The organism is Photobacterium atrarenae (genome assembly GCF_024380015.1).
GTDB lineage: Bacteria > Pseudomonadota > Gammaproteobacteria > Enterobacterales > Vibrionaceae > Photobacterium > Photobacterium atrarenae.
In genome coordinates, this window is record NZ_CP101508.1 from 2,385,851 (window position 1) to 2,410,945 (window position 25,095).

21 protein-coding genes are annotated in these 25,095 nt (G+C 54.7%); 7 read left to right on the forward strand and 14 right to left on the reverse strand.

Annotation, left to right across the window (positions count from 1 at the left end; all coding sequences use genetic code 11):
• Positions 1-347: 347 nt before the first annotated feature.
• Entirely contained in the window at positions 348-1,208 is an 861-nt protein-coding gene (locus NNL38_RS11210; protein ID WP_255388119.1) for a Tim44 domain-containing protein, read from the reverse strand.
• Between the two features lie 260 nt (positions 1,209-1,468).
• Here NNL38_RS11210 and NNL38_RS11215 point away from each other — a divergent pair, with 260 nt between their 5' ends.
• The 3 genes from NNL38_RS11215 to NNL38_RS11225 all read left to right on the forward strand — a co-directional run bounded on the left by NNL38_RS11215 (position 1,469) and on the right by NNL38_RS11225 (position 4,626).
• Positions 1,469-1,876 (forward strand): NINE protein, encoded by a 408-nt coding sequence (locus NNL38_RS11215; RefSeq protein WP_255388120.1) that lies wholly within the window; start codon positions 1,469-1,471, stop codon positions 1,874-1,876.
• 260 nt (positions 1,877-2,136) lie between these two features.
• Complete coding sequence (locus NNL38_RS11220; protein WP_255388121.1) at positions 2,137-2,739, forward strand: TetR/AcrR family transcriptional regulator; 603 nt, start codon at positions 2,137-2,139, stop codon at positions 2,737-2,739.
• Between the two features lie 12 nt (positions 2,740-2,751).
• Positions 2,752-4,626 (forward strand): MFS transporter, encoded by a 1,875-nt coding sequence (locus NNL38_RS11225; RefSeq protein WP_255388122.1) that lies wholly within the window; start codon positions 2,752-2,754, stop codon positions 4,624-4,626.
• Between the two features lie 16 nt (positions 4,627-4,642).
• Here NNL38_RS11225 and menE read toward each other — a convergent pair whose 3' ends face one another.
• From menE to NNL38_RS11250, 5 genes are read right to left on the reverse strand one after another with little or no spacing between them, the layout of a single operon-like run.
• Entirely contained in the window at positions 4,643-6,097 is a 1,455-nt protein-coding gene (gene menE / locus NNL38_RS11230; RefSeq protein ID WP_255388123.1) for an o-succinylbenzoate--CoA ligase, read from the reverse strand.
• A complete protein-coding gene (gene menC, locus NNL38_RS11235) occupies positions 6,082-7,062 on the reverse strand; it encodes an o-succinylbenzoate synthase (protein WP_255388124.1) in 981 nt (326 codons plus the stop codon). Before menC ends, menE begins: the two co-directional genes overlap by 16 nt.
• Before the next feature lie 9 nt (positions 7,063-7,071).
• Positions 7,072-7,872: a 2-succinyl-6-hydroxy-2,4-cyclohexadiene-1-carboxylate synthase gene (gene menH / locus NNL38_RS11240; protein ID WP_255388125.1), complete on the reverse strand. Its 801-nt coding sequence runs from the start codon at positions 7,870-7,872 to the stop codon at positions 7,072-7,074.
• Positions 7,856-9,604, reverse strand: a complete 1,749-nt coding sequence (gene menD, locus NNL38_RS11245; RefSeq protein ID WP_255388126.1) for a 2-succinyl-5-enolpyruvyl-6-hydroxy-3-cyclohexene-1-carboxylic-acid synthase — start codon at positions 9,602-9,604, stop codon at positions 7,856-7,858. The genes menH and menD overlap by 17 nt, the downstream gene beginning before the upstream one ends.
• Positions 9,601-10,965 carry an isochorismate synthase gene (locus NNL38_RS11250; RefSeq protein WP_255388127.1) on the reverse strand — a complete coding sequence of 455 codons (1,365 nt, stop codon included), beginning with the start codon at positions 10,963-10,965 and terminating at the stop codon, positions 9,601-9,603. Before NNL38_RS11250 ends, menD begins: the two co-directional genes overlap by 4 nt.
• Before the next feature lie 343 nt (positions 10,966-11,308).
• On the opposite strand from NNL38_RS11250, the gene NNL38_RS11255 reads away from it, so the two are divergent.
• The 3 genes from NNL38_RS11255 (at position 11,309) to NNL38_RS11265 (ending at position 14,735) form a co-directional block, all read left to right on the forward strand.
• Positions 11,309-12,523, forward strand: a complete 1,215-nt coding sequence (locus NNL38_RS11255; protein WP_255388128.1) for a pyridoxal phosphate-dependent aminotransferase — start codon at positions 11,309-11,311, stop codon at positions 12,521-12,523.
• 260 nt (positions 12,524-12,783) lie between these two features.
• Complete coding sequence (gene yfbR, locus NNL38_RS11260) at positions 12,784-13,368, forward strand: 5'-deoxynucleotidase (protein WP_255388129.1); 585 nt, start codon at positions 12,784-12,786, stop codon at positions 13,366-13,368.
• Positions 13,368-14,735: an anti-phage deoxyguanosine triphosphatase gene (locus NNL38_RS11265; RefSeq protein ID WP_255388130.1), complete on the forward strand. Its 1,368-nt coding sequence runs from the start codon at positions 13,368-13,370 to the stop codon at positions 14,733-14,735. The genes yfbR and NNL38_RS11265 overlap by 1 nt, the downstream gene beginning before the upstream one ends.
• A gap of 53 nt (positions 14,736-14,788) precedes the next feature.
• Here NNL38_RS11265 and NNL38_RS11270 read toward each other — a convergent pair whose 3' ends face one another.
• Entirely contained in the window at positions 14,789-15,400 is a 612-nt protein-coding gene (locus NNL38_RS11270) for a tRNA-uridine aminocarboxypropyltransferase (protein ID WP_255388131.1), read from the reverse strand.
• Between the two features lie 10 nt (positions 15,401-15,410).
• On the opposite strand from NNL38_RS11270, the gene rrtA reads away from it, so the two are divergent.
• Complete coding sequence (gene rrtA, locus NNL38_RS11275) at positions 15,411-15,980, forward strand: rhombosortase (protein WP_255388132.1); 570 nt, start codon at positions 15,411-15,413, stop codon at positions 15,978-15,980.
• An 87-nt stretch (positions 15,981-16,067) separates the two neighbouring features.
• On the opposite strand, the gene NNL38_RS11280 is transcribed toward rrtA, so the two are convergent.
• The 7 genes from NNL38_RS11280 to tig form a co-directional block, all read right to left on the reverse strand.
• On the reverse strand, positions 16,068-16,355 hold the full coding sequence (locus NNL38_RS11280) for a ComEA family DNA-binding protein (protein WP_255388133.1): 288 nt from the start codon (positions 16,353-16,355) through the stop codon (positions 16,068-16,070).
• Between the two features lie 144 nt (positions 16,356-16,499).
• Entirely contained in the window at positions 16,500-18,389 is a 1,890-nt protein-coding gene (ppiD, locus tag NNL38_RS11285) for a peptidylprolyl isomerase (protein WP_255388134.1), read from the reverse strand.
• 214 nt (positions 18,390-18,603) lie between these two features.
• Positions 18,604-18,876: a nucleoid-associated protein HU-beta gene (gene hupB, locus NNL38_RS11290; protein ID WP_255388135.1), complete on the reverse strand. Its 273-nt coding sequence runs from the start codon at positions 18,874-18,876 to the stop codon at positions 18,604-18,606.
• A 220-nt stretch (positions 18,877-19,096) separates the two neighbouring features.
• Complete coding sequence (gene lon / locus NNL38_RS11295; RefSeq protein WP_255388136.1) at positions 19,097-21,469, reverse strand: endopeptidase La; 2,373 nt, start codon at positions 21,467-21,469, stop codon at positions 19,097-19,099.
• A gap of 138 nt (positions 21,470-21,607) precedes the next feature.
• Positions 21,608-22,888, reverse strand: coding sequence for an ATP-dependent protease ATP-binding subunit ClpX (gene clpX, locus NNL38_RS11300; RefSeq protein WP_255388137.1), 1,281 nt, complete (start codon positions 22,886-22,888; stop codon positions 21,608-21,610).
• 115 nt (positions 22,889-23,003) lie between these two features.
• On the reverse strand, positions 23,004-23,627 hold the full coding sequence (clpP, locus tag NNL38_RS11305) for an ATP-dependent Clp endopeptidase proteolytic subunit ClpP (protein ID WP_255388138.1): 624 nt from the start codon (positions 23,625-23,627) through the stop codon (positions 23,004-23,006).
• A gap of 107 nt (positions 23,628-23,734) precedes the next feature.
• Positions 23,735-25,042, reverse strand: coding sequence for a trigger factor (tig, locus tag NNL38_RS11310; RefSeq protein ID WP_255388139.1), 1,308 nt, complete (start codon positions 25,040-25,042; stop codon positions 23,735-23,737).
• Between the last annotated feature and the right edge of the window lie 53 nt (positions 25,043-25,095).

Below are 25,095 nucleotides of genomic sequence, written 5' to 3' on the forward strand. Positions count from 1 at the left end.
TCGTAAGATCTCCCGAGGTAAGACGTTGTTCTTTCCCTTGGCTGTGCCTGATTTACCCGTACACACTTCCCGTCGAGGCATTGGGCTGTTCTATATATTGCTAGGTTACCCAAGTTGTACTGGCCTACTATCAGGTTTCTGTTCGTCACACCCAAGTTTTGCCGTTTGCTTCCTTCAGATCCCACCTCACGGTGGGCACCCTTGCATAGGCTAACGGTTCTCGCTCGACTGAGCCCGTAGAGGACTTTCACCTCCTAGAACAACGCCATGCTCGGCGCACAATAAAAGAAAACCGCTCCCGGGAGCGGTTTTCTATGTATGGGCGATTCAATCCGTCAGGACAAACTTTATGCTTGGATTCCGACAATCAGCCAAGGTGCATTCGGGGCGCGCAGATCGCGCTCCAGGTGCCAGACATCGGTAATGTCTTCTTCCACACCTTCATGGCGGTCTTTATAACGACCAGAGAATTTCACGCTCAGCTGGGCCACGTTGGCGTCATAATCCGCACGAACCAGTTCAGCGTCAACGTACATCACTTCGGTATGTTGCTCACCCTCCAGCTTGGCACGCTCAGCGGTCAGATCTTCCATCAGCGCAGGGCTGACGTACTCACGAATGGTCTCCAGCTCATTGTGGTTCCACGCGCCCTGGACCGTCCGGTAGTGCTCGCGGGCGCCATTAAGGAAGCCGTTCATATCAAAGCCCGGAGGCAGGTTGAACGGCACATCACCGTCTGTGGACTCGTAAGCCGGCTGTGAAGAAAACCCGGTTTGCTGCGCTTCTGGCGCTGCCTGGCGGTACTGTTGGGTCGAATTACCGGCATACGCTTCCCGGTGGCCCATTGGCGTACGTTTTGCACCACGCATAGTTTTGAACAGCTTAAAGATCACAAAGGCAATGAGGCCGAAAATCAGGATATCCATGAACTGGATCCCTTCAAAGGCACCGCCAAAGAAGGCCGCCAGCAGGCCACCAGCCAGTAAGCCACCCAGCAGGCCACCCATCAGGCCTTTCTTACTGGACTTTCCGGCAGTTGGTTGTTGCTGCTTGAGTGTATCGGTCTGTTGCTGTTTTTGCTGAACCGGCGCCGTTTTATGGCTTTTGCCAAACGATTTACCACCGCCAAATTTCTTTGCGTATACATCCGTCGGCGTCATGAAAGAGACCGTCAGGATCAACGCAAACATCGTGAAGAAGCGTTTCATTGAAATGAATACCTTTGCCAATTAGATAATTTGGCATCCTAACGCCAACCTCCTGAATGTCAACTCACTCCCTCAGTGAAATTGTTACGAACATTTAACTACGATGTATCTTCAAAAATCTGCTTTACGACCAGCTAGCCAAGACCTTGCTGCAGAAATACCCGACGCGCATGCTAAATATTTACCCAATTGAAACATTTACGCCCATCCCTGCTTACGGCTATCCTTAGAAGACTTTGGGCAACAGGCAGAAGCACATAATGCAAGATACACACAGCAAACTGATTGGCTACTTACTCTGGATCTTCGGGTTTACCGGGGCCCACCGGTTTTACTACGGTAAACCCGTCACCGGGACGATCTGGTTTCTGACCTTGGGCCTGCTCGGCATCGGCTGGCTGATTGACCTGTTTTTAATTCCGAGCATGGATCGCGAAGCCGATCTGCGCTTTCAAAGTGGTGATACTGACTACACCGTCGCCTGGCTGTTGCTGACATTTCTGGGAGTGTTCGGGGTCCACAGAATGTACATGGGGAAATGGCTGACCGGGATCCTGTATCTCCTGACCCTGGGCTTTTTCCTGATTGGCGTCCTGGTTGACTTCTGGACACTCAATGATCAGATCTCCATCCGCAACCGCGAAAGCGGCAATCAGGAAACGGCCTGAACCCTAAGAATTGTACAATTCTCAGGCCGGGTCTCGGCACGGGTTATGACCAAAGTCACATCCCCTTCCCTGCTCCCGACGCGGCCCGGGTTTCAACTTGACCCCGCAAAGCGGGAGCCTCTAAAATATTGAACATCGTTCTATACTTTTTTGCTGCCGGTTTGCAGCACATCTCCCTTTGCTGACTCTGAGGCCCCCGTGGTCTGTACGCATATTACAATGATAAGAGTAAAGCACTTTAGCTAAAGAGAAATCATTCAATGGCAAGACGAAACGACCATACTCGCGAAGAGTTGGTAAGTATGACACTGGAGCAAGTCAAAAACTTTCTCGAGCAACATCCACACCACGAGCTGAGCTTACGCAAAGTCGCTGCCATGATTGGCTATGTCCCGAGCACCCTGGTCAATGTATTCGGCAATTATAACCTGCTACTACTCCAAGCCGTAGCCCAAACCCTGGATGAATTGTTTGCCGAAGCTGAAGCGGAAATGCAGCATGTCACTTCCCCTGAGGAGGCCCTGCGCAAACTGGCCTACTGTTACTTAGATTTTGCCCAACGCCACCCATATCGCTGGCAACTCATTTTCCAACACACCATGAACGGCGAGGAGCTACCGGACTGGCAGGCAGAGCGGATCGACAATATGACGGGCATGCTCGAAGGCCTGATCCGCCAAATCACCCCAAACAAGACGGATAACGCCATCCTCGAGGTGAGCCGGGTGTTATGGGCCGGCGTTCATGGCATCACGCTGCTGAGTGTCGACGACAAACTCTTCACTTCCACGCCGGTCGACGGCAAAGCGCTGATTGATAACCTGATCGACACCTATCTCAATGCCTGGCGGACAGAGGCCTAAACGGAGACGAATATGAGCAGCAAGCCCCAGGCGCGCCTGTTAACTCAGCAACGATTTCTTCCCTATTTCCTGACTCAAGCATTCGGGGCTTTCAATGACAATGTTTATAAGAATGTGCTGCTCATTCTGATCGCATTTGCCGCGCCCGGTGCGCTGCCCGTCGACTCCGATCTGGTGATCAACCTGGCAGCCGGGCTTTTCATACTGCCTTTTTTCCTGTTTTCTGCCTCAGCCGGCGTTCTGGCTGATAAATACGATAAAGCGCTGATCATGCGCAAGGTCAAGCTGGCCGAAATCGTGATTATGTCGCTTGCCGCCATCGCTTTTGTCACCGAAAGCTACACCGCCCTACTGGTGCTGCTGTTTCTGATGGGCACGCAATCGGCTTTCTTCGGTCCGGCGAAATACGCCCTGCTGCCTCAGCATCTGAGAAAAGAAGAGCTGGTCTCCGGCAACGCCCTGGTCGAAACCGGGACTTTTCTCGCCATCCTGATCGGCACCCTGCTGGCCGGAATTATCGCCAATCAGACCAACGCCCATACCATCGCCGCCGTCAGCGTGGTTGTGTTTGCGCTCATCGGTTATACCAGCTCGCGCTGGATCCCGGATGCCCCGCCCAGCAAGCCCGACAGCCATTTTCGCTGGCATCCGGTGCGCCAAACCCGCCACACGCTCTCTATCGCCCGGAGAAATAAAACCATTTTTCAGTGTGTGCTCGGGATCAGCTGGTTCTGGTTTTTAGGGGCGAGTTACCTCACCCAATTCCCGAATTTTGCCAAACTCCACCTCGGTGGCAATGCCGCCTCGGTCTCTTTCCTGCTGACCCTGTTCTCGATTGGCATTGCGATAGGCTCACTGCTGTGCGATCGCCTCTCGGGCCATCGCATCGAGCCGGGGATTGTCCCGTTAGGCAGCCTGGGGATCACCCTGTTCGGCGCCGATCTGATGCTTGCCACCCCGGCTATGATCCCGGCGACTGACTCAATCGTGACATTTATCAGCCAGCCGGAACTGTGGCGAGTCTTCTTCTCATTGACGATGCTTGGTGTCTCCGGCGGGATTTTTATCGTGCCACTCTATGCCATGATGCAAAGCCGCGCGAAAGAAGACGAGCGAGCCCAGATCATTGCCGCCAATAACATCTGGAACGCGATTTTTATGGTAGTCAGCGCCGTCACCGCCATTGTCTTTTTGTCTGCGCTGGGCTTGTCTATCCCGCAGTTTTTCCTGTTCCTGGCGTTGGTCAACCTCGCGGTGATGCTCTATATCTACACCCAGGCACCGGATTTTTTCTGGCGCTTTCTGGTCTGGCTGGTCAGCCACACCCTGTACCGGGTTCGCCATAAAGATCTGAGCCATATTCCAGCCAAGGGCGGTGCACTGATCGTCTGCAACCATGTCAGCTATATGGACGCGTTGTTACTGGCCGGTGCCTGCCCGCGCCCGATCCGCTTCTTGATGGATAAAGACATCTATAACATCCCGTTCATTAAGACGTTCTGCTCAGCCTGCAAGGTGATCCCGATTGATGCCACCGACCGCCGCTCCGTGATGAAAGCCTTTACCAGAGTGAACGGCTATCTGGACCAGGGCGACATCGTCTGTGTCTTCCCGGAGGGCCAGCTTACCTATGACGGCGAGATCGGCCCTTTTCTACGCGGCATTGATCTGATCATCAAACGGGCCCAGGTACCGGTGATCCCGGTGGCACTGCAGGGGTTGTGGGGCAGTTATTTCAGCCGGGAAGGCGGCCGGGCACTGCTGAAGCTACCGAAGCGTTTCTGGTCCCGGGTCCAGATTGTGGCCGGGCCGCCGGTGGCAGCCGGTGAGGCCAACAGCACCATGTTGCGCGAGCAAATCCTGGCGCTGCGGGGCGAAAACAGATAATACTCAGCCGGAATGATTATAGAGATTGACTCGCCAGCCAGTCAGCCAGTTGCCGGCGGGATATTTTGATACCGTTGCCGATAAGATGTTCCGGTAACATCAGGTAATCGACCGGACGGCGAAATGCCGTCACCTGCTCGGCCATAAACGCCTGCAAATCTTGCTTGAGTGACTCGGAAAGCGGCTTAGTCGCGTGCTCCACCTCAGTCATGATGAGAGCCACCGGACGCTGCCCGTATTCCGAATCCGCTACCGGCAGCACCACAGCCTGTCTCACCGCGGGATGAGCCAGCAACACCTGCTCAATCGATTCCGGCTGTACATTCTCGCCGCCGGAGATAAACATATTGTCCGCTCGCCCCTGAATAAACAGCTCACCGTCGAGCCAGACTCCCAAGTCTTTGGTCGCAAACCATGACTCTGCCGACAGCGGTTCAATCTGCCGGTTACGGTAATAGCCCAGCGCCAGAGTCTCGCCCCGTACCCAAATCTCACCGTCCCGGATCACCAGCTCACGCTGCGGCAACACCTGCCCCACGCCAGCACTGGCATTGGCCAGTTTGGCGGTTACGGTCGACGCCATTTCCGTCATCCCGTAGCCGCACCAGCAGCGGATCCCGGCTTGCTCAGCCTGCGATGTCAGGCCGACCGGGATCATCGCCCCGCCCAGCAACACCTCTTTCAGCTTGACAACCGCCTTCACAGCATCTGAGCTTTCATCACGACTATCATCGAGGCATTCAGCCAGGAACCGCTGCAACTGAGTCGGCACCAGAGACGCATGCGTCACCTGCAACAGGGCCTGATTCAAGTCGCTTGCGTCAGCCACGACAAGCTGAGCGCCACGGTAGAGCCAGCGCCAGAGGATCGCCATCCCGGAGATGTGAAACAGCGGCAGCGACAGCAACCAGCAGTCACCAGGCTGATAGTCCATTTGTGCCAGCAAGCCCTGCGCACTGGCCAGGTGCGTCCGGGCAGCATGCACCACCGCTTTGGGCTGGCCGGTCGAGCCAGAGGTCAGCGTCAGCGTAAGTGGCCGCTCCGGTTGCCACGCAACCGTGACCGGCGACGCAGCCTCCTCCCCCCGAAGTTCAATCACCGGATAACGGTCTGCAACTTCGGCGTTCGGCGAAGGCGTCCAGAGAAAGTCACATGCCAGGCGTCGCAATTGCTCAACCAGCTCCGGTGCACTGCTTTTCGGATTCAGCCCCACCGAGCGAGCACCGATGCGCATCACCGCCAGGAGCAGCCAGACCGTTTGAATTGAATTGGGCGCAATGATTGCCACCAGCTGATCCGGTTTGACTCCTTGCGCGGCCAGCCCGGCGGCATAATTATCCACCTGGCGCGCCACTTCGGCCCAGCTCCATTGACTGACGCCATCCGACAGTGCTATCTCATCCGCCCGCCCGGCGGCCCAGTGCTGCCAGGGCCAGGTGGAAAAATTGATGCCTGTTAGTCCTGCTGCCATACCACCTCAAGCGAAGACAGCGGGGTGATCGGCAGCGCACAATCCGGCCACGGCGTTTCCAGTTGAGCCTGAAACAGCTGCATGGTATCAAGCCCCGGCACCACCTCAGGGGTTTGCCAGGCCGCGAGCCGGGCCAGTTGACCCAAACCCAGGCTCGATTCCAAACTTGAGCTGATCACCGGGATCAGCCCCGCCTCCCGAGCATCCGCAACCAAATCCAGACAGCGTTGCACCGAGCCGACTAAAGTCGGTTTAATCACTATCGCGGCTACCCCAGGCTCCGCTTTCACGGTAAATCCCGGGTCGCGTACAGTTTCATCCCAGGCAATCGCGATCCCGGTCTCCTCGGCAAACGCCAGGCTCTCTGCCGGGGTCCGGCAGGGCTCTTCAAGAAACGCGATCCCCGCGCGGTGTTGCGGCGAGACATACTTGGCAAACTGGCGCGCTTTGAGTGGTGTCCACTGACGGTTGGCATCCAGCCGCAGTCGAATACCCGGCACCGCTTCGATAAACATATTAGCGATCATCCCGTCACGCACCGCCTCGTACATACCGACTTTCATTTTGGCCACCGGCTCACCCGGGAGCTGACTGAGGTGCTCAACCAATTCATCCGGATCGCCCGAACACAGCGGGGCAACCTGATAATTTCCTTGCGCCGGCAATTCCCCGGCCAACTCCAGCAGCGCCATACTGAGACCAAAGGCAACCGAAGGGTAAGTATCGGACAAATCCAATGACCCACCCGCCTGCCATTGCGTCAGCAATGTTTGCGCCTGCTCGCCGGCTTGCGACAGCGACTCGGTGCTGAACTCCGGCAACGGCGCAATTTCACCGTAGCCGACGCGGCCTCCGTCCCGGAGTTCAACCACCCAGCCTTCACGCATCGCCAGACGCTGGGCGCGCAAAATAACTCCCGAATCCATGGGTAACTGATATTGATAAAGTTTCGCGTGACGTGTCATATCTTCCATCTACTGAAATTGGATTAAAAACTGTGCTAAGGCCGCAGAGAAAAGGTCCGGTTGCTCTGCATGGACATTATGTCCTGCCGCCGGGATCACGCTGACCTCTAGCGCGCTCGATGCTGCCAGTGCCCGGAATTTGGCATCCTTTTCCCCGCAAATATAGTGAACTGGCAACGGCAGCTCGCCCAGTGCCGCTAGCAACACCGGCTGCTTGGCCAGAGAAGTTGCCCGTAGCATCTGCGCGATGCCCGGGCCGAACAAATCCCTGCGCTGGGTGATCAGGTATTGCCGCTGTGCGGCATCAAGCGAGGCAAAGACCGGCTGTTGGTACCAATCCGAGAGCACTTGCTCCGGCGGCCCAACCATAAAACGCTGCGCCCAGTGTTCATCATTCGCCAGCCGCGCTGCCCGCTGCGATTCAGGCAAACCGAAATGACCGCCTTCGAGCACCAGCCCGACAAGGGTCGGCCCGTTCGCCGGGCGCGGCATGCAGGCATGGTACATCCCCAATCGCGCACCCATGGAATAGCCAATCAGGACATAACGTCGGATCCCGTACTGACACAAGATGTCAGAGATCTGCTGATTAACGTCGTCAAATCCCAGAGCCGTGATATCTCGGCTCTGGCCGTGGCCGGGCAGATCAATGGTCAGGCAGGGATAAGCGCTCGAGCAATGCCGGATCACCGGGGCCCAGTCCAGGCCGCTGCCGAGCAGGCCATGAAGGAAAACCAATACAGGTTGCGATACATGGCTAACACCTGCGTGTTCACCTGTGTGGCAGCAACATTCAGAGTAAAGCGGCATGTTTGATCTCAGCGAACAAGGCCTGGAGCAACGCCCCGCTCTGTCCCGGTGGCGTTTTCACTTCAATCAGCGTCGCGCCGGGACGGCTCAGCCCCTGACGGCAGGCATCTTCAGCAGTTTTCAGGGTGCCCGGGCACGCGTAGGTCATGCCGAACATCGCCGCCGCGTGTTCAAATGACAAGCCGTGAGACATCCTGTACAACGGATCCCGCTGCTGGTCCGGGACCGGCAATAGATCAAAAATACCCCCACCATCATTGTTGGTCACAATCACCACCACCGGCAGCTCGCTCTGGCCCAGCAGCGCCAGGGAGTTGAGATCATAGAGCAGCGAGGTATCACCCAGTGCACACAGCAGCGGTGTTTGTCGCGCGCGTTGCACCCCTGCGGCGGTGGCAATCAAACCATCAATGCCCGAAGCACCGCGATTGGCGAATACAGCGGTATCCGGCAACTGGCCACACATATCGAGCAAGCGGACAATCAGGCTGTTACCCAGAAACAATTCAGTGTCCGGCGTCAGCCAACCCGGCAGATTTACCGCTAAGCTGACTTCATCCAGCGCCGTTCGATCCGCAGCCAGTTGGGTAAAGTAGGCTGTTGATGCCTGAGCCAGCGGTGCGGCCCAGCCATGATAAGGCGACTCGTAGACCTGCTGCGTCGCGGCCTCTGCCCAGGCTTTCACTGCTGCAACGATCCGCCGGCTACGACGATGGGAAGGATCTAGCCGTTCGGTCAGCGGATCAACTAACCAATACTGCTGCCACTGCCGGGCGGCAATCAACGCGAGCAGACGTTTTGACACCAGCCGGGCCCCAAACTGGAGGATCACCTCTGCCTGATTGAGATGCTGGCGGCATGCCTCATTTTGCAACCAGACATCATAGCCCGCCCAGTCGCTGGAGCCGCCGGACTGGGGATCAGCCAATAGCGGCCAGCCCAACCGTTCTGCCAGTACTTTCACAGCATCCAGCTCGCCCGGTGCTAAACGCCCGGCCAGGATCACCCCTTTCTGCGCCACGAACGTCGACCAGAGTGCCGGTTCGACCCACACCGCGCCACTGTCGGCCCGCTGGAACCGGGTATACGGCTGGGTATCGGCTTGCCAGCTGCCCAGCGCAGCCAGATACTGGGTAAACCGGCCAGCCTCGCCATACAGCGGCTCCGGGTAGTGGCAATTAAAATGAACCGCACCGCCACGCTGCGACTGCTGGAACATGGCCGCATCGACGGTCGTCAGCAGCCAGCTCGGGCAAATATCCAGGCTCGGCGAAGGAATATCATGGCAGGCCGTGACATGATCGGAAAAAATCCCCGGCTGTCGAATCGCCTGGTTGGCCCCGCACTGGATCAGCTCCGGCGGCCGATCTGAGGTCAGCAGCACCAGCTTTTCGCCAGTCAGGCCCGCTTCGGCCACCGCCGGTAACAGGTTCGCCACTGCTGTACCAGAAGTGACAATCACCGCGACCGGTGCCTGCACCGCTTTCGCCAGTCCCAGCGCCATAAATCCGAGCCCGCGTTCATCAAAGTGGGTATGGAGCGTCAAACGGGGGTGCTGGTCAGCCGCCAGAGTCAAGGGAGTCGAACGGGATCCCGGCGCAATACAAACATGCTCCACGCCGAGACGGGACAATTCTTCCAGCATCAATTGTGCCCAGAGCCGGTTCAGCCCGGCCCGGTGATCCGTCGTGATCTCGGGCTGGCAGGCGGGTGTCGCGCGATGGATGGTCATGCGGTATTACGCTCCCTGTTTCGTTCACGGGTCGGAGCCATGTCTAATGTCATCGGTATCTCCGGCGCTGTATTCTCTGCGCCGAGCAGATGGCTGAGGGTCTCGGTTTTACGCTCCAGCTCCTGCCATTCACTGACAGCGGTGGATCCGGGTACAATCCCGGCGCCGGCAAACAAGTGCAATTCACCGTCCTGCATCAGGGCGCTTCGGATCGCGACGCAAAACTCGCTCTGCGCCTGGCCGATATAACCGACGGCACCACTGTACCAACCGCGGGCGAACGGCTCATGAGTTTCAATAAACCCCAGCGCTGCGTCCCGGGGCAAACCGGCAATGGCTGCCGTCGGCTGCAGACACTCAAGCAGCGCCGCACTGGTGACGCCAATATTCAGCGCAGCAGAAATGCTTCTTTTGAGATGCTGGATCTGGCGTAACTTCACCAGCTCGGGTGTGCCGGCCACCGCCAGCTCGCTACAGCAAGGCGTCAGTCGCTGAACAATATCATCCACCACCAGCTGGTTTTCATAGCGGTTTTTACTATCTTCCAGCAACCATTGTGCCAGGCGGTAATCCTCGGCTTCGCCATGACCACGAGCAATCGTCCCGGCCAGCGCTTCCGTGCGGCAACTCTCAGCCTGGCGCAGAAACAGCCGCTCCGGCGTCGAGCCGACAAAACCGTGGCGGGCATCCTGGGCCAGCATAAAATGAAAACTGCTGTGGTTTTTACTGCGGCTGGCCTGCAGCAACTGTGCCGGCGTCAGCGTCCCGTCCAACGACAAGGTTGTGCGGCGCGCCAGCACCACCTTATCCAACGCTCCCTGTTCAATCGCATGGAGCGCTTGGTCCAGCGTTTCTGACCATTGGGCAAAATCCGGCGTATCGCTCCGGTGGCGGATCCCGCAGCGAATCGCCGGAATCCGTGCCACTGACGGAACTAACTGCTGCAAAACCTGCACCGTTCTTTCCTTGTGCTCAGGCGCAAGATTGGCAGACAGTTGCCAACCTTGCGGGGTTTGGCTCAGCTCCAGCGCCGGCAGAAAAAAGAATGCGGACAAACAACGGCGATTGTGCACCGTCCGGCTATCAAACGACTGGCCGCCCCAGACACGCTGCTGGCCACGAACAGCTTGCTCTGCAGCAACCGGCTCAGAAAATGTCTGTAGCTGACCCAAGGCCACAACGGTTTCCCGGCCGTCGCGCGCTTGCCAGAAAAATTGGGGGTAGATCGGCTGCGAGGCCATCCAGCCGATCACATCGGCGGTTTCCGGCCAGCAAACCGCCACACTGACACGATGTGTCGACGGGCCGGCAGCTTGAATTGATTCTACAAGAGATGAAATGGCAGTTTGTAACCCGGTCAAGAAAACCTCACTCAGCGCTCTGTCAGTCGCGGTATATCTACAGCGATTATAGAGAGACGACTCACTTTGAATATTGTTCCAGCTCAATATTGGCCAATAGTTTAACCACATAATATATGTGCTATTGCGCCGCGCCAAATGCAATCTGGCTAGTATGCTTAAGATGGCATTGATCATCTGCGCTTCCTCAGCCCGCCACCAGTAGAGAATCATGCCAGTAGAAAAAGAACTTAATTATAGATTCCCCTTTTTTTCATTATTTTTTCCTGCCGACTCTTTATTTATCACAATTCCTTAGTGTAATTTGTTGTCATTAGATAACAATTCGCGCAGGAAAACAGCAATGCACAACATCGGGATGTCATCCAAATTAAATAACGTCTGCTACGACATACGGGGACCGGTCCTCAAACAGGCCAAACGCATGGAAGAGGAAGGCCATAAGATTCTGAAACTGAACATCGGTAACCCGGCCCCGTTTGGTTTCGATGCCCCCGATGAAATCCTGGTGGACGTGATCCGCAACCTGCCGACTTCGCAAGGCTACAGTGACTCAAAAGGCATTTACTCAGCGCGCAAAGCTGTGGTGCAGCACTATCAGAAGCGCGGCATGCTGGATATGGATGTCGAAGATGTCTACATCGGCAATGGTGTCTCGGAACTGATCATGATGGCGATGCAGGCACTGCTCAATAACGGTGACGAAATCCTGGTGCCTGCACCGGACTATCCGCTGTGGACCGCGGCCGTCTCACTCTCCGGCGGGAATGCGGTGCACTATACCTGTGACGAAAACGCTGACTGGTATCCTGATCTGGATGATATTCGCAGCAAAATCACCCCAAGCACCCGCGGGATTGTGCTGATCAACCCGAATAACCCGACCGGCGCGGTTTACAGCCGCGATTTCCTGAAAGAAGTGGTGGAAATTGCCCGCCAGCACAAACTGATTATTTTTGCCGATGAGATCTACGACAAAATCCTGTATGAAGGGGCGCAGCACCACTCCATCGCGCCGCTGGCAGAAGATGTGTTCTGCGTCACCTTCAACGGCCTGTCCAAGTCTTACCGGGTCTGCGGTTTTCGTGCCGGCTGGATGATCCTGTCCGGGCCGCGTCATTTAGCCAAAGGCTATATCGAGGCGCTGGAGATGCTTTCCTCCATGCGCCTGTGTGCCAACGTCCCGATGCAGCATGCGATCCAGACCGCGCTTGGCGGCTATCAAAGTATCAATGAATTGATCCTGCCCGGCGGGCGATTACTCGAGCAGCGCGATAAAGCCTATGACATGCTGACCGCGATCCCCGGCGTTTCCTGCGTCAAACCGAAAGGCGCGCTGTACCTGTTTCCGAAACTTGATCAGAAGAAGTTCAATATTGTCGATGATGAGCGGATGGTACTGGACTTTCTGCAACAGGAGAAAGTCCTGGTGGTGCACGGCACCGGCTTTAACTGGAAACAACCGGACCACTTCCGTATCGTGACCCTGCCCCGGGTCGACGATCTGGAAATGGCGATCGGACGCCTGGAGCGTTTCCTCCATTGCTATCGCCAGTAAACGCTGTTACTCAGCCCCGTCTCATCGGGGCTTTTCTTTACCTTCCTGTTCCCTTTATCATGTTAATACCAATCACAGTAAGTCAGTGATCAGAGATAGCGCAGGAAAAATGTTTGAGAACAAAGCAGCATTTTTCGATAAGTCGTGACGCTACAATCAAAAATTCTAACGCAGTTATCGAGCATTTTAACAAGCGAGAATGAACCCTTATTTACTACGATTGGTATAAATATGCACCGTCGCTGCTGAGAAGTACTGAAATGAAAAAGAGCCATTTTTTTGCCCACCTGGCACGAATGAACCTGATCCAACGCTGGCCGCTGATGCGCTGTGTATCCAGTGAGAATATCTCCGAACACAGCCTGCAGGTCGCCTTTGTCGCCCATGCACTGGCACTGATCAAAAACCGTAAGTTCGGCGGCAATGTCAACCCGGAGCGTATCGCCCTGCTCGGTATGTTTCATGACACCAGCGAAGTGCTGACCGGCGACATGCCAACCCCGATCAAGTATTTCAATCCGGCCATTGCCGAGGAATACAAAAAAATTGAACTGGCCGCCGAGAAGAAGCTGCTGTCAATGCTGCCGGAAGAATTCCGCGATGACTATGCCCCGCTGCTCGACAGCGAGCAGATCAACCAGGCAGAGTATGCCATGGTGAAACAGGCCGATAGCTTATGTGCTTACCTCAAATGCCTGGAAGAGCTCAACGCCGGCAACCACGAGTTCACCCAGGCAAAAAAACGCCTGGAAGACACCTTGGCCGCGCGCACCAGCCCGGAAATGACGTACTTCCTAGAAACCTTTGCCGATAGTTTTAACCTGACGCTGGACGATATCAGTTAATGAAGGAATTTAACCACCATCCCGGCTGGGAAAGCCGGATCAGCAACGAGCAGAAAATGCGGCGCAATGATCACCGCTCACCATTCCAACGTGATCGTGCCCGGATTCTGCACTCCGCCGCGTTTCGCCGCCTGCAGGCGAAAACCCAGGTCCATGGCGCCGGCCATCACGACTTCTACCGCACCCGACTGACCCATTCTTTGGAAGCCTCACAGATCGGCACCGGGATTGTCGCCCAGTTGAAAATCAAACAGCCCGACTTCCGGGGCCTGCTACCGTCCACCAGTCTGATGGAAAGCCTGTGCCTGGCCCATGATATCGGTCATCCGCCGTTTGGTCATGGCGGCGAAGTCGCGCTGAACTATATGATGCGCGACCACGGCGGCTTTGAAGGCAATGCTCAGACTTTTCGTATTGTAACCCTGCTCGAACCCTACACCGAGCACTACGGGATGAACCTCTCCCGCCGCACCCTACTTGGTTTACTGAAATACCCGGCGCTAATCAGTACCACCCGGGCAATCGAGCACCCACCGGAAGTCAGCCACTTTCGCCACCTGCGCGCCAAAGACTGGCATCCGGCCAAAGGGATCTACAACGATGATCAGGCCACGCTCGACTGGGTGCTGGCCCTGCTCTCTGAGCACGACCGGCAGCTTTTCAGCCAGATGCGCCAGCCACGCAGCCACCCGACCGAGCATTTGAAAACCCGGTTTAAATCACTCGATTGCTCCATAATGGAACTGGCGGACGATATTGCCTACGGGGTTCATGATCTGGAAGATGCGATCGTCATGGGTATTGTTACCCGCGAGCAATGGCATGAAGCGGCCGCCAGCCAGCTGGCTGAAAGCGGGGAGCCCTGGCTGGAGAGCCATATCGGCCACCTGAGCGAGCAATTGTTCGGCAGCCACTATGAGCGCAAAGATGCCATCGGCGCGCTAGTCAATGCCCTGCTCACCGCCATCCATATCGCACCGTCGATTCAAAATGGCGTGGATAGCTTCGAAGAGCCGCTGTTGCAGTGGAACGCTTTTCTCTCCGAGCCGATGGAGCGGGTGCTCACCATCCTCAAGCACTTCGTCAGTGAATACGTGGTGAAAAAGCCGGAGATCCAGTTACTGGAGTATAAAGGGCAGCAACTGGTGATGGAGCTGTTCGATACCTTCGCCGCCGACCCCGAGCGCCTGCTGCCGGCCGATACCCGAACACGCTGGTTAACTGCGGCCAACCGGGGAGAGAATGCCCATCGCGTAATCGCAGATTATATCTCAAACATGACCGACGGTTACGCACAGCGCCTCTACAGCACTTTGTTCCAGCCCACGGCAGCCGCCGGGCTCAACCATGAAGGGCAAGGGTTCTAGCTGGCCGAACCCTATCAGAGAGCAGGCAAACAGGGGCTGGTGACGATCCCCTGTCAGCTCGTATAATTGCGTTCAAATACCCCAGGCGGCATATGCCGGATTTGCGTGTCAATCATCTGCTCAAACGTCTCAAGTAGCGGGGTAAACTTACCCTCGCCTTCCAGAGCAGTCAGCGCCAGATAGCCGGCCTCGACAGTCGACACCCCCTGGACCTTCGGCGATTTTCGGATCCGGTAGTTTCCCTGTTCGGCGTTATCCAGCGACACCGTCTGCAACCCCTGCAAGTTTTTCGACAGCTGCCAGATTTTGTAAGCTTTCTTCCAGGTTCCATCAAGCAGGATCAGTGTCCGGCGCCGGTGAGCAGGCAGAGGGGCATCAGCCAGTTGCGAAATCGGCATCGCCGCCTCCCCCGGATACACCAGGTACGCATCACGATCCGGTTGTGCCAACAGCGTATTCAGCTCAGGGTGCTCAGAAAAATCTTCCCCGACCCACAGCCGGGCACCGGGAAGCGATAACGTCAGGATCCGCGCTGTCCCAATCGCCCGTTTCACCTCAGAAGGGTGTTGTAATATCCACAGTTCAGTTTTAGCATCAAGAACTTGGATCCAGCGGCAGATACAGGCTTTTTTAGCTTTACCGCACTGCTCACAATATCGACTCATCGAGGTAACCTTGTCTCTTCGTATTTATCTGATACTCGCCGCCCTGCTGTTGGCCATCACTCAGTTACCAGCTATCCAGGCTTGGCTGGCCTGGGATCGTCAGGCCATCCAGGCCGGCGAGATGTGGCGGATCCTAACAGGAAACCTCACCCATACCAATTGGCCACACATGCTCATGAATACCCTGGCGCTGGCGATTATCAGTTTTATCTTCCGCGCCCATGTTCATCTCAAGTCCTATACCACGCTCATCCTGGGGCTGTCAGCGGTGGTTGGCATCGCCATTCTGGCCAGCGATATCCACTGGTATGCAGGCTTGTCCGGGGTGCTCCACGGTCTATTCGCCTGGGGGGTAGTCAAAGATATCCAGGCCCGCCAAAAAGGCGGTTGGCTGTTACTCCTAGGTTTGGGCGTAAAAGTCGGCTGGGAACAGGTCGTAGGCGGGTCCGCCAGTTCAGAAGCCCTGATTGGGGCCCGGGTGGCAATAGAAGCCCATTTGGCCGGTGCGCTAGCCGGCGGGCTGATTGCGCTCGGCTGCATTATCTGGAAGCACCAAATTCAGAGAAGCGACTCTATCTGAGATAGTGGATAAAACGGTGCCCGGGTTATCATCATCCGTTACGGGCACCGCCTTTCACCGTCAGTCCATCGTGCTCAGCACAGTAATTTACAGCAGGATTCTCGCCCGGTTTTTCTCGACCGTCGCAACGCCAATCCCTTTCACCTTGGCTAAATCTTCAGCTGAGCTAAACTTTCCGTGCGTCTCACGGTAAGCGATAATCTTCGCCGCTTTGTCCGGACCAATGCCAATCAGCAAATTATCCAGCTCTTCTGCATTAGCGGTATTGATATTGACAGTGATGGTGATCCCCTCATGGGGATCCTGATCGGCCAGTGCCAGTGGAGACAGACAGAGTGTCAGGGTCAGCATCAGGCTTTGTATCAACGTTTTCATTGCAAACCTCGTGTATTTGATTTCAACAAGACTGATACGCAGATTAATCCACGGAGCCGCCGAGTAAATCACAAATCGAAGGTAAGCGCCGAAAAAACGACGGGCCGCACAAGGGCGGCCCGTCTAGTAATCGCTCGATTACAATTAATTTTCAACTGGTTCCAAAGTCGGATAGCTGACATCTGCGGTGGTGCGCAGCACTTCCAGGGTCGCCATGATATCGCGCTGAGCATTCATCTGCTCCACCTGGCTCGCCATCTGGCTGTCGGTTGCCTCCGGTGCCACGCTGGCCTCAACGACTTTATCCAGGGCAATGATCATCACATTGCCCTGCGTATCGCGCGTCATCCCGTAGACAGGTTGCTCGCCTTCGGGCTTGGCCAGACCGAACGCAACACGAGACAGCATCGGATTCTCTCCGGCGCGTTCAATCGTCTGCGCTTCACTGAAGCTGAGATCTTCTTGCTCAAGGACTGCCGTATTGCCTTCACGCAGCGCGGCAATCACCTCATCAGCTTTGCTTTGTGCGGCCTGCTCACCTTTTTGCGCCGCCAGTTGCTGACGCGCCGTATCCGCAACGTCTTCAAATGGCAACAGCATCTCGTCACGGGCGTCTTCAACACGAACGACGATCACATGCTCAGGACCAATCTCGATCACTTCCGAATTCAGGCCATCTTCTCGCACTTCCGGGCTGTACAACGCCTGCAAAACAGCAGGGTTGGCCAGCACGCCTGGCGCCGCGTCGCGGGCGAAGAAGTCCGTGTACTGAACTTTGGCATCCACAGCTTTCGCCGCATCTTCCAGCGAGTCTGGCATTTCAAAAGCGGTTTCAGCCAGCTGCGTCTGCAGATCATAGAAAGCTTCCGCAGCGCCCTGCTCGCGCAGATCGGCAATGATCTCATCGCGTACATCGGCAAACGGCTTCACTTCAGAGGCTTTAATCTCATCAAGCTTAATGATGTGAAAACCAAACGACGATTGTACCAGCTCGGAAATCTCGCCCGGATTCAGGGCGAATGCGGCATCTTCAAACGCCGGATCCATCACCCCGCGCTCGAACCAGTCCAGCTGGCCGCCATCTTTACCGCTGAAGGTATCATCAGATTCAGTTTTCGCCAGCTCGGCAAAATCATCCCCCTTCTTGAGCTGTACCAGCAGTGCTTCCGCTTTGGCTTTAGCCTCATCGCTGTCACCCTGGATCAGGATATGACTCGCTTTACGCTGCTCAGCCGTCGCATACTTGCTGCGGTGCTCATCATAATAAGCCCTGGCTTCTGCTTCCGTCACATCCAGCGTTTCTTTCAGCCCCTGGCCAGACAGCTCAATGTAAGCCGCTTTCACTTGCTCCGGACGGGTAAACAGCGCCGGGTTTTGCTCGTAGTAAGCTTTCACTTCCTCGTCAGTGAGTTCAACACGCTGTTTAAAGTCAGCCAATTCCAGCGTCAGATGACGGACCACACGCTGCTGCTGCTCCAGTTTAGTCAAGGCAGTCAGCTCATAGTCCAGGGCAAAGTCACTGCTCTGCAGCGCGCCCAGCAGTTGCTGACGCAGCATATCCGTACGGATTGTTTCAGCGAACCGGTCCGGCGTGAAGCCGGCACGACGCAGCAGGCTGTTGTACAGCTCGTTGTCAAATGTACCTTCGCGCTGGAACTCCGGCATTTCGACAATCGCCTCACGAACCTGCTCATCACTGATGCGCATGCCCAGAGCATTTGCACGCTCCTCAATCAGGACATCATTGACCAGACGGTCGAGCACACTACGACGGAACTGCTGAACGTAAGCCGGATCGCCCATCAGCGTGTTGAAGTAATCTCCCAGCTGCGACTGCATCCGGTTCCGCTCATTCTGATAAGCCTGCTCAAACTCACGCTGACTGATTTTCCGGTCATCAATTTTCGCAGCAACCTGCTCACCGCCACCGGCAAGATAGCTGCCGACGCCGGCAAAAATAAAAGAAAAAATAATCAGGCCAAGAATGATCTTAACCCAAATGCTGCTAGCGCCTTCGCGCATACGCTCCATCATAGTCTGCCGTATCTCCTACTTAATTCGATCGGGCACGGGGTTGTGAAGAATGCTTTACGTCCCGGGCTCGGCCCAGAGACAAAAATATCACACAGTTTCAAAGTAAAAAAAGCGCATCAACCTGATGCGCCTTCATCTTCATGCCAGGTTAACCTAGGGTATGACACCCGGCATCAATCATTGTTCAATTCCAACAGCGCCGAAATAACGACGATTAGTTTACAGAATCTTTCAGCGCTTTACCGGCTTTGAAGCCCGGTACTTTCGCTGCAGAAATCTGGATCTCTTCGCCGGTTTGCGGGTTACGGCCAGTACGCGCCGCACGCTCACGAACGGAAAAAGTGCCGAAACCAACCAAGGCAACCTGATCACCAGCTTTCAGCGAATCAGCAACCGCATCAATGAAGGCGTCCAGCGCACGGCCAGCAGACGCTTTAGAAATATCTGCATTTTCAGCGATTTTATCAACTAACTGAGTTTTGTTCACGATTTCATCCCCTCTATGAACCTTGTCCGCATGCCACGGTGACCTTCACTTGTCAGGTGCGGACAGAAAAAGATATCAGGCCTAAGTATATCAGCACAGAACACCTGAGATACGGGTAAGTATTGATATTATTGGGCTCACAGCCAAATCAGACCTAACTTATAGCGATACAAAAAAACGCTGACAAGGCTTTTTGCACTTGAAAGCGTTTTTTCATAGATTAACTTTGCTGCATGTCACTGTTTTGGGCGTTGACCAGTTCGATACCCGTTGGATTATTCTGCAGCGCAACTGTCAGCACTTCATCAATCCAGCGGACCGGACGAACCTCCAGATCAGCAATTACGTTATCCGGGATCTCTTCTAGGTCACGTTCGTTCTCTTTCGGGATCAGCACCGTCTTAATGCCACCGCGATGCGCCGCCAGCAGTTTCTCTTTCAACCCACCAATCGGCAGCACTTCACCACGCAGGGTAATTTCGCCGGTCATGGCCACATCGCCCCGCACCGGGTTCCCGGTCAGGCTGGAGACCAGCGCAGTACACATTGCGATCCCGGCACTCGGGCCGTCTTTCGGCGTCGCACCTTCTGGCACATGGACATGGATATCACGTTTCTCATAGAAGTCTTTATCAACGCCCAGACGCTCAGCACGGCTGCGAACCACGGTCAGTGCGGCCTGAATCGACTCTTGCATCACATCACCCAGCGAGCCGGTATAAGTCAGCTTGCCTTTGCCCGGCATCGATTCGGTTTCAATGGTCAGCAGATCGCCGCCCACTTCCGTCCATGCCAACCCGGTGACCTGACCAATGCGGTTATTTTCTTCTGCTTTCCCGTAATCAAAACGCTGCACACCCAGGTAATCTTTCAGATTTTCCTGAGTAATCGTCACTTGCTTCAATTCCGGCTTAAGCAGGATCTCTTTCACGGCCTTGCGGCACAGTTTAGAAATTTCACGCTCGAGACTTCGCACACCCGCCTCACGGGTGTAGTAGCGGATAATCCCGATCAGCGCCGAGTCATCCACTTCAATTTCACCCACTTTGAGGCCGTTACGCTTGATTTGCTTCTCAAGCAGGTGACGCTTGGCGATGTTGAGCTTCTCATCTTCGGTATAACCCGACAGACGGATCACTTCCATCCGATCCAGCAGCGGACCCGGAATGTTCATTGAGTTCGAGGTCGCCACGAACATCACATCCGACAGATCGTAATCCACTTCCAGGTAATGATCGTTAAAAGCATTGTTCTGTTCCGGATCCAATACTTCCAGCAGTGCTGAAGACGGATCGCCACGCATGTCTGATGACATTTTGTCGATCTCATCGAGCAGGAACAGTGGGTTTTTCACCCCGACCTTGGCCATTTTCTGGATCAGCTTACCCGGCATTGACCCGATGTAAGTCCGACGGTGTCCGCGGATCTCAGCTTCATCACGCACGCCGCCGAGTGCCATCCGAACGTACTTCCGGCCGGTTGCTGCGGCAATCGACTGCCCCAGAGAAGTCTTACCGACCCCGGGTGGACCAACCAGACACAGAATCGGACCTTTAAGCTTGTTGATCCGGCTCTGTACCGCCAGATACTCCAGAATGCGCTCTTTCACCCGCTCCAGGCCATAATGGTCAGCGTTGAGCACTTCCTCGGCCTTGGCCAGGTTTTTCTTCACCTTCGAGCGCTTATGCCAGGGCACACTCAGCATCCAGTCGATATAACCGCGCACCACCGTCGCTTCCGCTGACATCGGTGACATCATCTTCAGCTTCTGCAGCTCCTGCTCGGTTTTCTCCCGCGCTTCAGCCGGCATTTTCGACTCTTCAATCTTTTTCTTCAGCGACTCGAACTCATCCGGCGCATCATCCAGCTCACCCAGCTCTTTCTGAATGGCCTTCATCTGCTCGTTGAGGTAATACTCACGCTGACTTTTTTCCATCTGCTTCTTCACGCGGCCGCGAATGCGCTTCTCGACCTGCAGCAGATCAATCTCGGACTCCATCATCGCCATCAGGAATTCCAGTCGTTCCGTGATATCGATGATCTCCAACACTTTTTGCTTGTCGGCCAGCTTCAGCGGCATATGCGCGGCGATGGTATCCGCCAGACGAGCCGCTTCATCAATCCCGTTCAGTGACGTCAGCACTTCCGGCGGGATCTTCTTGTTCAGCTTGATAAAGCCTTCAAACTGATTGATCGCGGTGCGGACCAGGACTTCCTGCTCACGCTCATCCATCTCCTGAGTCATCAGGAACTCAGCGTCGGCGACAAAGAATTCATCATCACGCAGGTTATTGACCTTAGCGCGTTGCTGACCTTCCACCAGTACTTTAACTGTACCGTCCGGCAGTTTCAGCAACTGGAGAATCGTCGCGACCGTACCGACACTGTACAAATCTTCAATCGCAGGCTCATCGGTTGCCGCTTCTTTCTGGGCAACCAGTAGGATCTGCTTATTGTCGTCCATTGCCGATTCCAGGCAACGAATGGATTTATCCCGGCCTACAAACAATGGAATGACCATATGAGGGTAGACCACCACATCACGCAGTGGCAGAACGGGGATCTCAAGGCGTTCCGAACGCTCCAGGTTCATATTCTTCTCTCTTCCGTTCAATCTCTTTAACTGAGTATATGGGGGTAAAGCGGCAAGATTCAACGGGGTAAGTAGCAGAAAATAAAAAAGGAGGACAAAGCCTCCTTTTTTTCAACATTATGAGCAGTTATTCACCAATCATTCAGCGCCAGCTGCTTGATTTTCAGTGTTTTCGTAGATCAGCAGTGGATCGGACTCCCCTTTGATCACGGACTCGTCAATCACCACTTTGCTCACCCCTTCCGCCGACGGCAGCTCGTACATGGTATCGAGCAGCACCGCTTCCACGATGGAGCGCAGACCCCGTGCCCCGGTCTTGCGTTCCATCGCCTTGCGGGCAATCGCAACCAGCGCATCATCACGGAACTCAAGCTCAACGTTTTCCAGCTCCAGCAATGCGCCATATTGCTTGGTCAGCGCATTCTTCGGCTCACGCAGGATTTGCACCAACGCCTGCTCATCCAGTTCATTCAGGATGGCTGTGACCGGCAGACGGCCGATAAATTCAGGGATCAGGCCATATTTCACCAGATCTTCCGGCTCAACCTGCTCGAACAGGTCACTCAGGGTACGTGACTCATTTTTAGAGCGAACTTCCGCCCCGAAGCCAATCCCGGCACCAGTCTCAACACGCTGCTCAACCACTTTATCCAGGCCGGCAAACGCACCGCCACAGATAAACAGGATCTTGGAGGTGTCGACTTGCAGGAATTCCTGCTGCGGATGCTTCCGGCCACCCTGTGGCGGAACCGAAGCCACCGTCCCTTCAATCAGTTTCAGCAAGGCCTGCTGAACCCCTTCACCCGAGACGTCACGGGTAATAGACGGGTTATCCGATTTCCTGGAAATCTTGTCGATTTCATCAATATAAACGATACCACGTTCAGCCTTGGCGACATCATAGTCACACTTCTGAAGCAGTTTCTGAATGATGTTTTCAACGTCTTCACCCACATAACCGGCTTCGGTCAATGTGGTGGCATCTGCCATGGTAAATGGCACATCCAGCATCCGGGCCAGTGTTTCAGCCAGCAGGGTTTTCCCGCTCCCGGTCGGGCCGATCAGCAGGATATTACTTTTACCCAGCTCAACCCCTTCACTGGTGGTATCACCGTTGCGCAGACGCTTGTAGTGGTTGTACACCGCAACCGCCAGAACCTTTTTCGCATGGTTCTGTCCGATCACGTAATCATCCAGGTTCGCACGAATTTCCTGTGGTGTCGGAAGTTCGTTGCCTTCACGCTTAGGCATCACTTCTTTAATTTCTTCACGAATAATGTCGTTACACAAATCGACACATTCATCGCAAATATATACCGAAGGGCCTGCAATCAGCTTGCGAACTTCATGTTGACTCTTACCGCAGAAAGAGCAGTACAGCAGTTTTCCACTACCACTCTCTTTTCGCTTATCTGTCATTCGCTAACCTCTTTTCGGGTTTCACCCCATCATTGCCTTGTTTTGAGTGTATAACAACTCTTGCCATTTTGCTCCGTCACCCGAAAATCCGCGTGACAGAACAAAAACAATGACATTAGTCACGCTTACCCAAAACAGCATCGACCAAACCATATTCAACGGCTTGCTCAGCCGACATAAAGTTATCGCGGTCTGTATCACGCTCAACCACTTCCAGCGGCTGGCCAGTGTGCTCGGCAAGCAGATTATTCAATCGTTGCTTGATCGTTAAAATTTCTTGCGCATGGATCTGAATATCAGACGCCTGGCCCTGGAATCCGCCCAGTGGCTGGTGAATCATCACCCGGGAGTTCGGCAGGCAGAAACGTTTGCCCGGCGCGCCGCCCGCGAGCAGGAAGGCACCCATCGAGCAGGCCTGACCCATACAGAAAGTGCTCACGTTTGGCTTAATGTGCTGCATGGTGTCATAGATTGACATGCCAGCAGTGACCGAGCCACCCGGTGAGTTAATGTACAGGAAAATATCTTTGTCCGGGTTTTCAGACTCAAGGAATAAAAGCTGTGCAACCACTAAATTGGCCATCTGATCTTCAACCTGTCCGGTCAGGAAAATCACACGCTCTTTTAGTAGTCGGGAATAGATGTCGTAAGAACGCTCACCACGAGAAGTCTGCTCGACCACCATCGGTACCAGCGCATTCATAATTGGCGACATGGCGTTGTTGTCTTGGTAGCTCATAACGTTATTTCCCTAAAATAAATGGCCCGAATGAAATTACTCTCACACGGACCATTGTTAGCAGAAGATTTGAAACAAAGTCAAATCTCTACCCAGATATCAGCAAATTAAACTGCAGGCTGTTGCTGGTTCATCAGCTCGTTGAAGCTCACTTCTTTGTCAGAAACCTGAGCTTTGGCCAGCAGTGCGTCGATCGCTTGCTCTTCCAGAGCAACGTTACGCATGTTGTTCATCATTTGCTCGTTTTGCTCGTAGTAAGCAACAACTTCCGCTGGATCTTCGTAAGCAGATGCCATTTCAGTGATCAGTGCTTTCACACGCTCGTCATCAGCTTTCAGCTCTTCAGACTTGATCACTTCACCCAGCAGCAGGCCAACAACGACGCGACGTTTGGCTTGCTCTTCAAACAGTTCACGTGGCAGCTCTGGTGCGTTTTGCGCATCACCGCCGAAGCGTTGAGTTGCTTGCTGACGCAGAACGTTGATTTCCTGATCGATCAGAGCGGCAGGAACTGTGATGTCGTTTTGCTCAACCAGACCATTCAGAACCTGATCTTTGATGCGAGTTTTCACCGCTTGCTTCAGCTCACGCTCCATGTTCTTACGAACTTCGGCTTTCAGGCCTTCAACAGAGCCGTCTTCAACGCCGAACTTCGCAACAAACTCTTCAGTCAGCTCAGGCAGCTCCTGCGCTTCAACCTTGTGCAGTTTGATTGCGAAAGAAGCTGCTTTACCCTTCAGGTTTTCAGCATGGTAGTCTTCCGGGAAAGTCACTTCAACGGTGAACTCGTCACCCGCTTTCTTGCCCACGATACCGTCTTCGAAACCTGGGATCATGCGGCCCTGGCCCATGGCCAGTGCGAAACCTTCTGCTTTACCGCCTTCGAACTCTTCACCGTCGATAGAACCAGTGAAATCGATGGTAACACGGCTGTCAGCAACGGCAGCTTCTTCAACCTCAGTCCAAGTTGCCTGTTGCTTACGCAGGGTGTCCAGCATCGCATCAACGTCTTCGTCTTTCACTTCAACTGCTGGTTTTTCAACAGCAATCTTGTCCAGACCAGCCAGCTCGATTTCCGGGAATACTTCGAAAGATGCTTTGAATACCAGATCTTTACCTTCAGCAACTTCAACCGGTGTGAACGTTGGCGCACCCGCTGGGTTGATTTTCTCTTTCACGATTGCTTCGATGTAGTGACGCTGCATCACTTCACCCAGTACGTCCTGGCGAACAGAGGCGCCGAACATACGAGCAACCATTTTCAGCGGAGCTTTACCTGGACGGAAACCATCGAAGCGACGATTTTTAGCAATTTTCTTCAGCTCAGCTGTCACTGCATCTTCGATGTTTGCAGCCGGAACTGTGATAGTGAGTTGGCGTTCTAGACCTTCAGTGGTTTCAACGGTAACTTGCATTTTATTTAACCTCAAAACTTACTCAGTATTCTCTGAGTGATGTTGCCGATCAG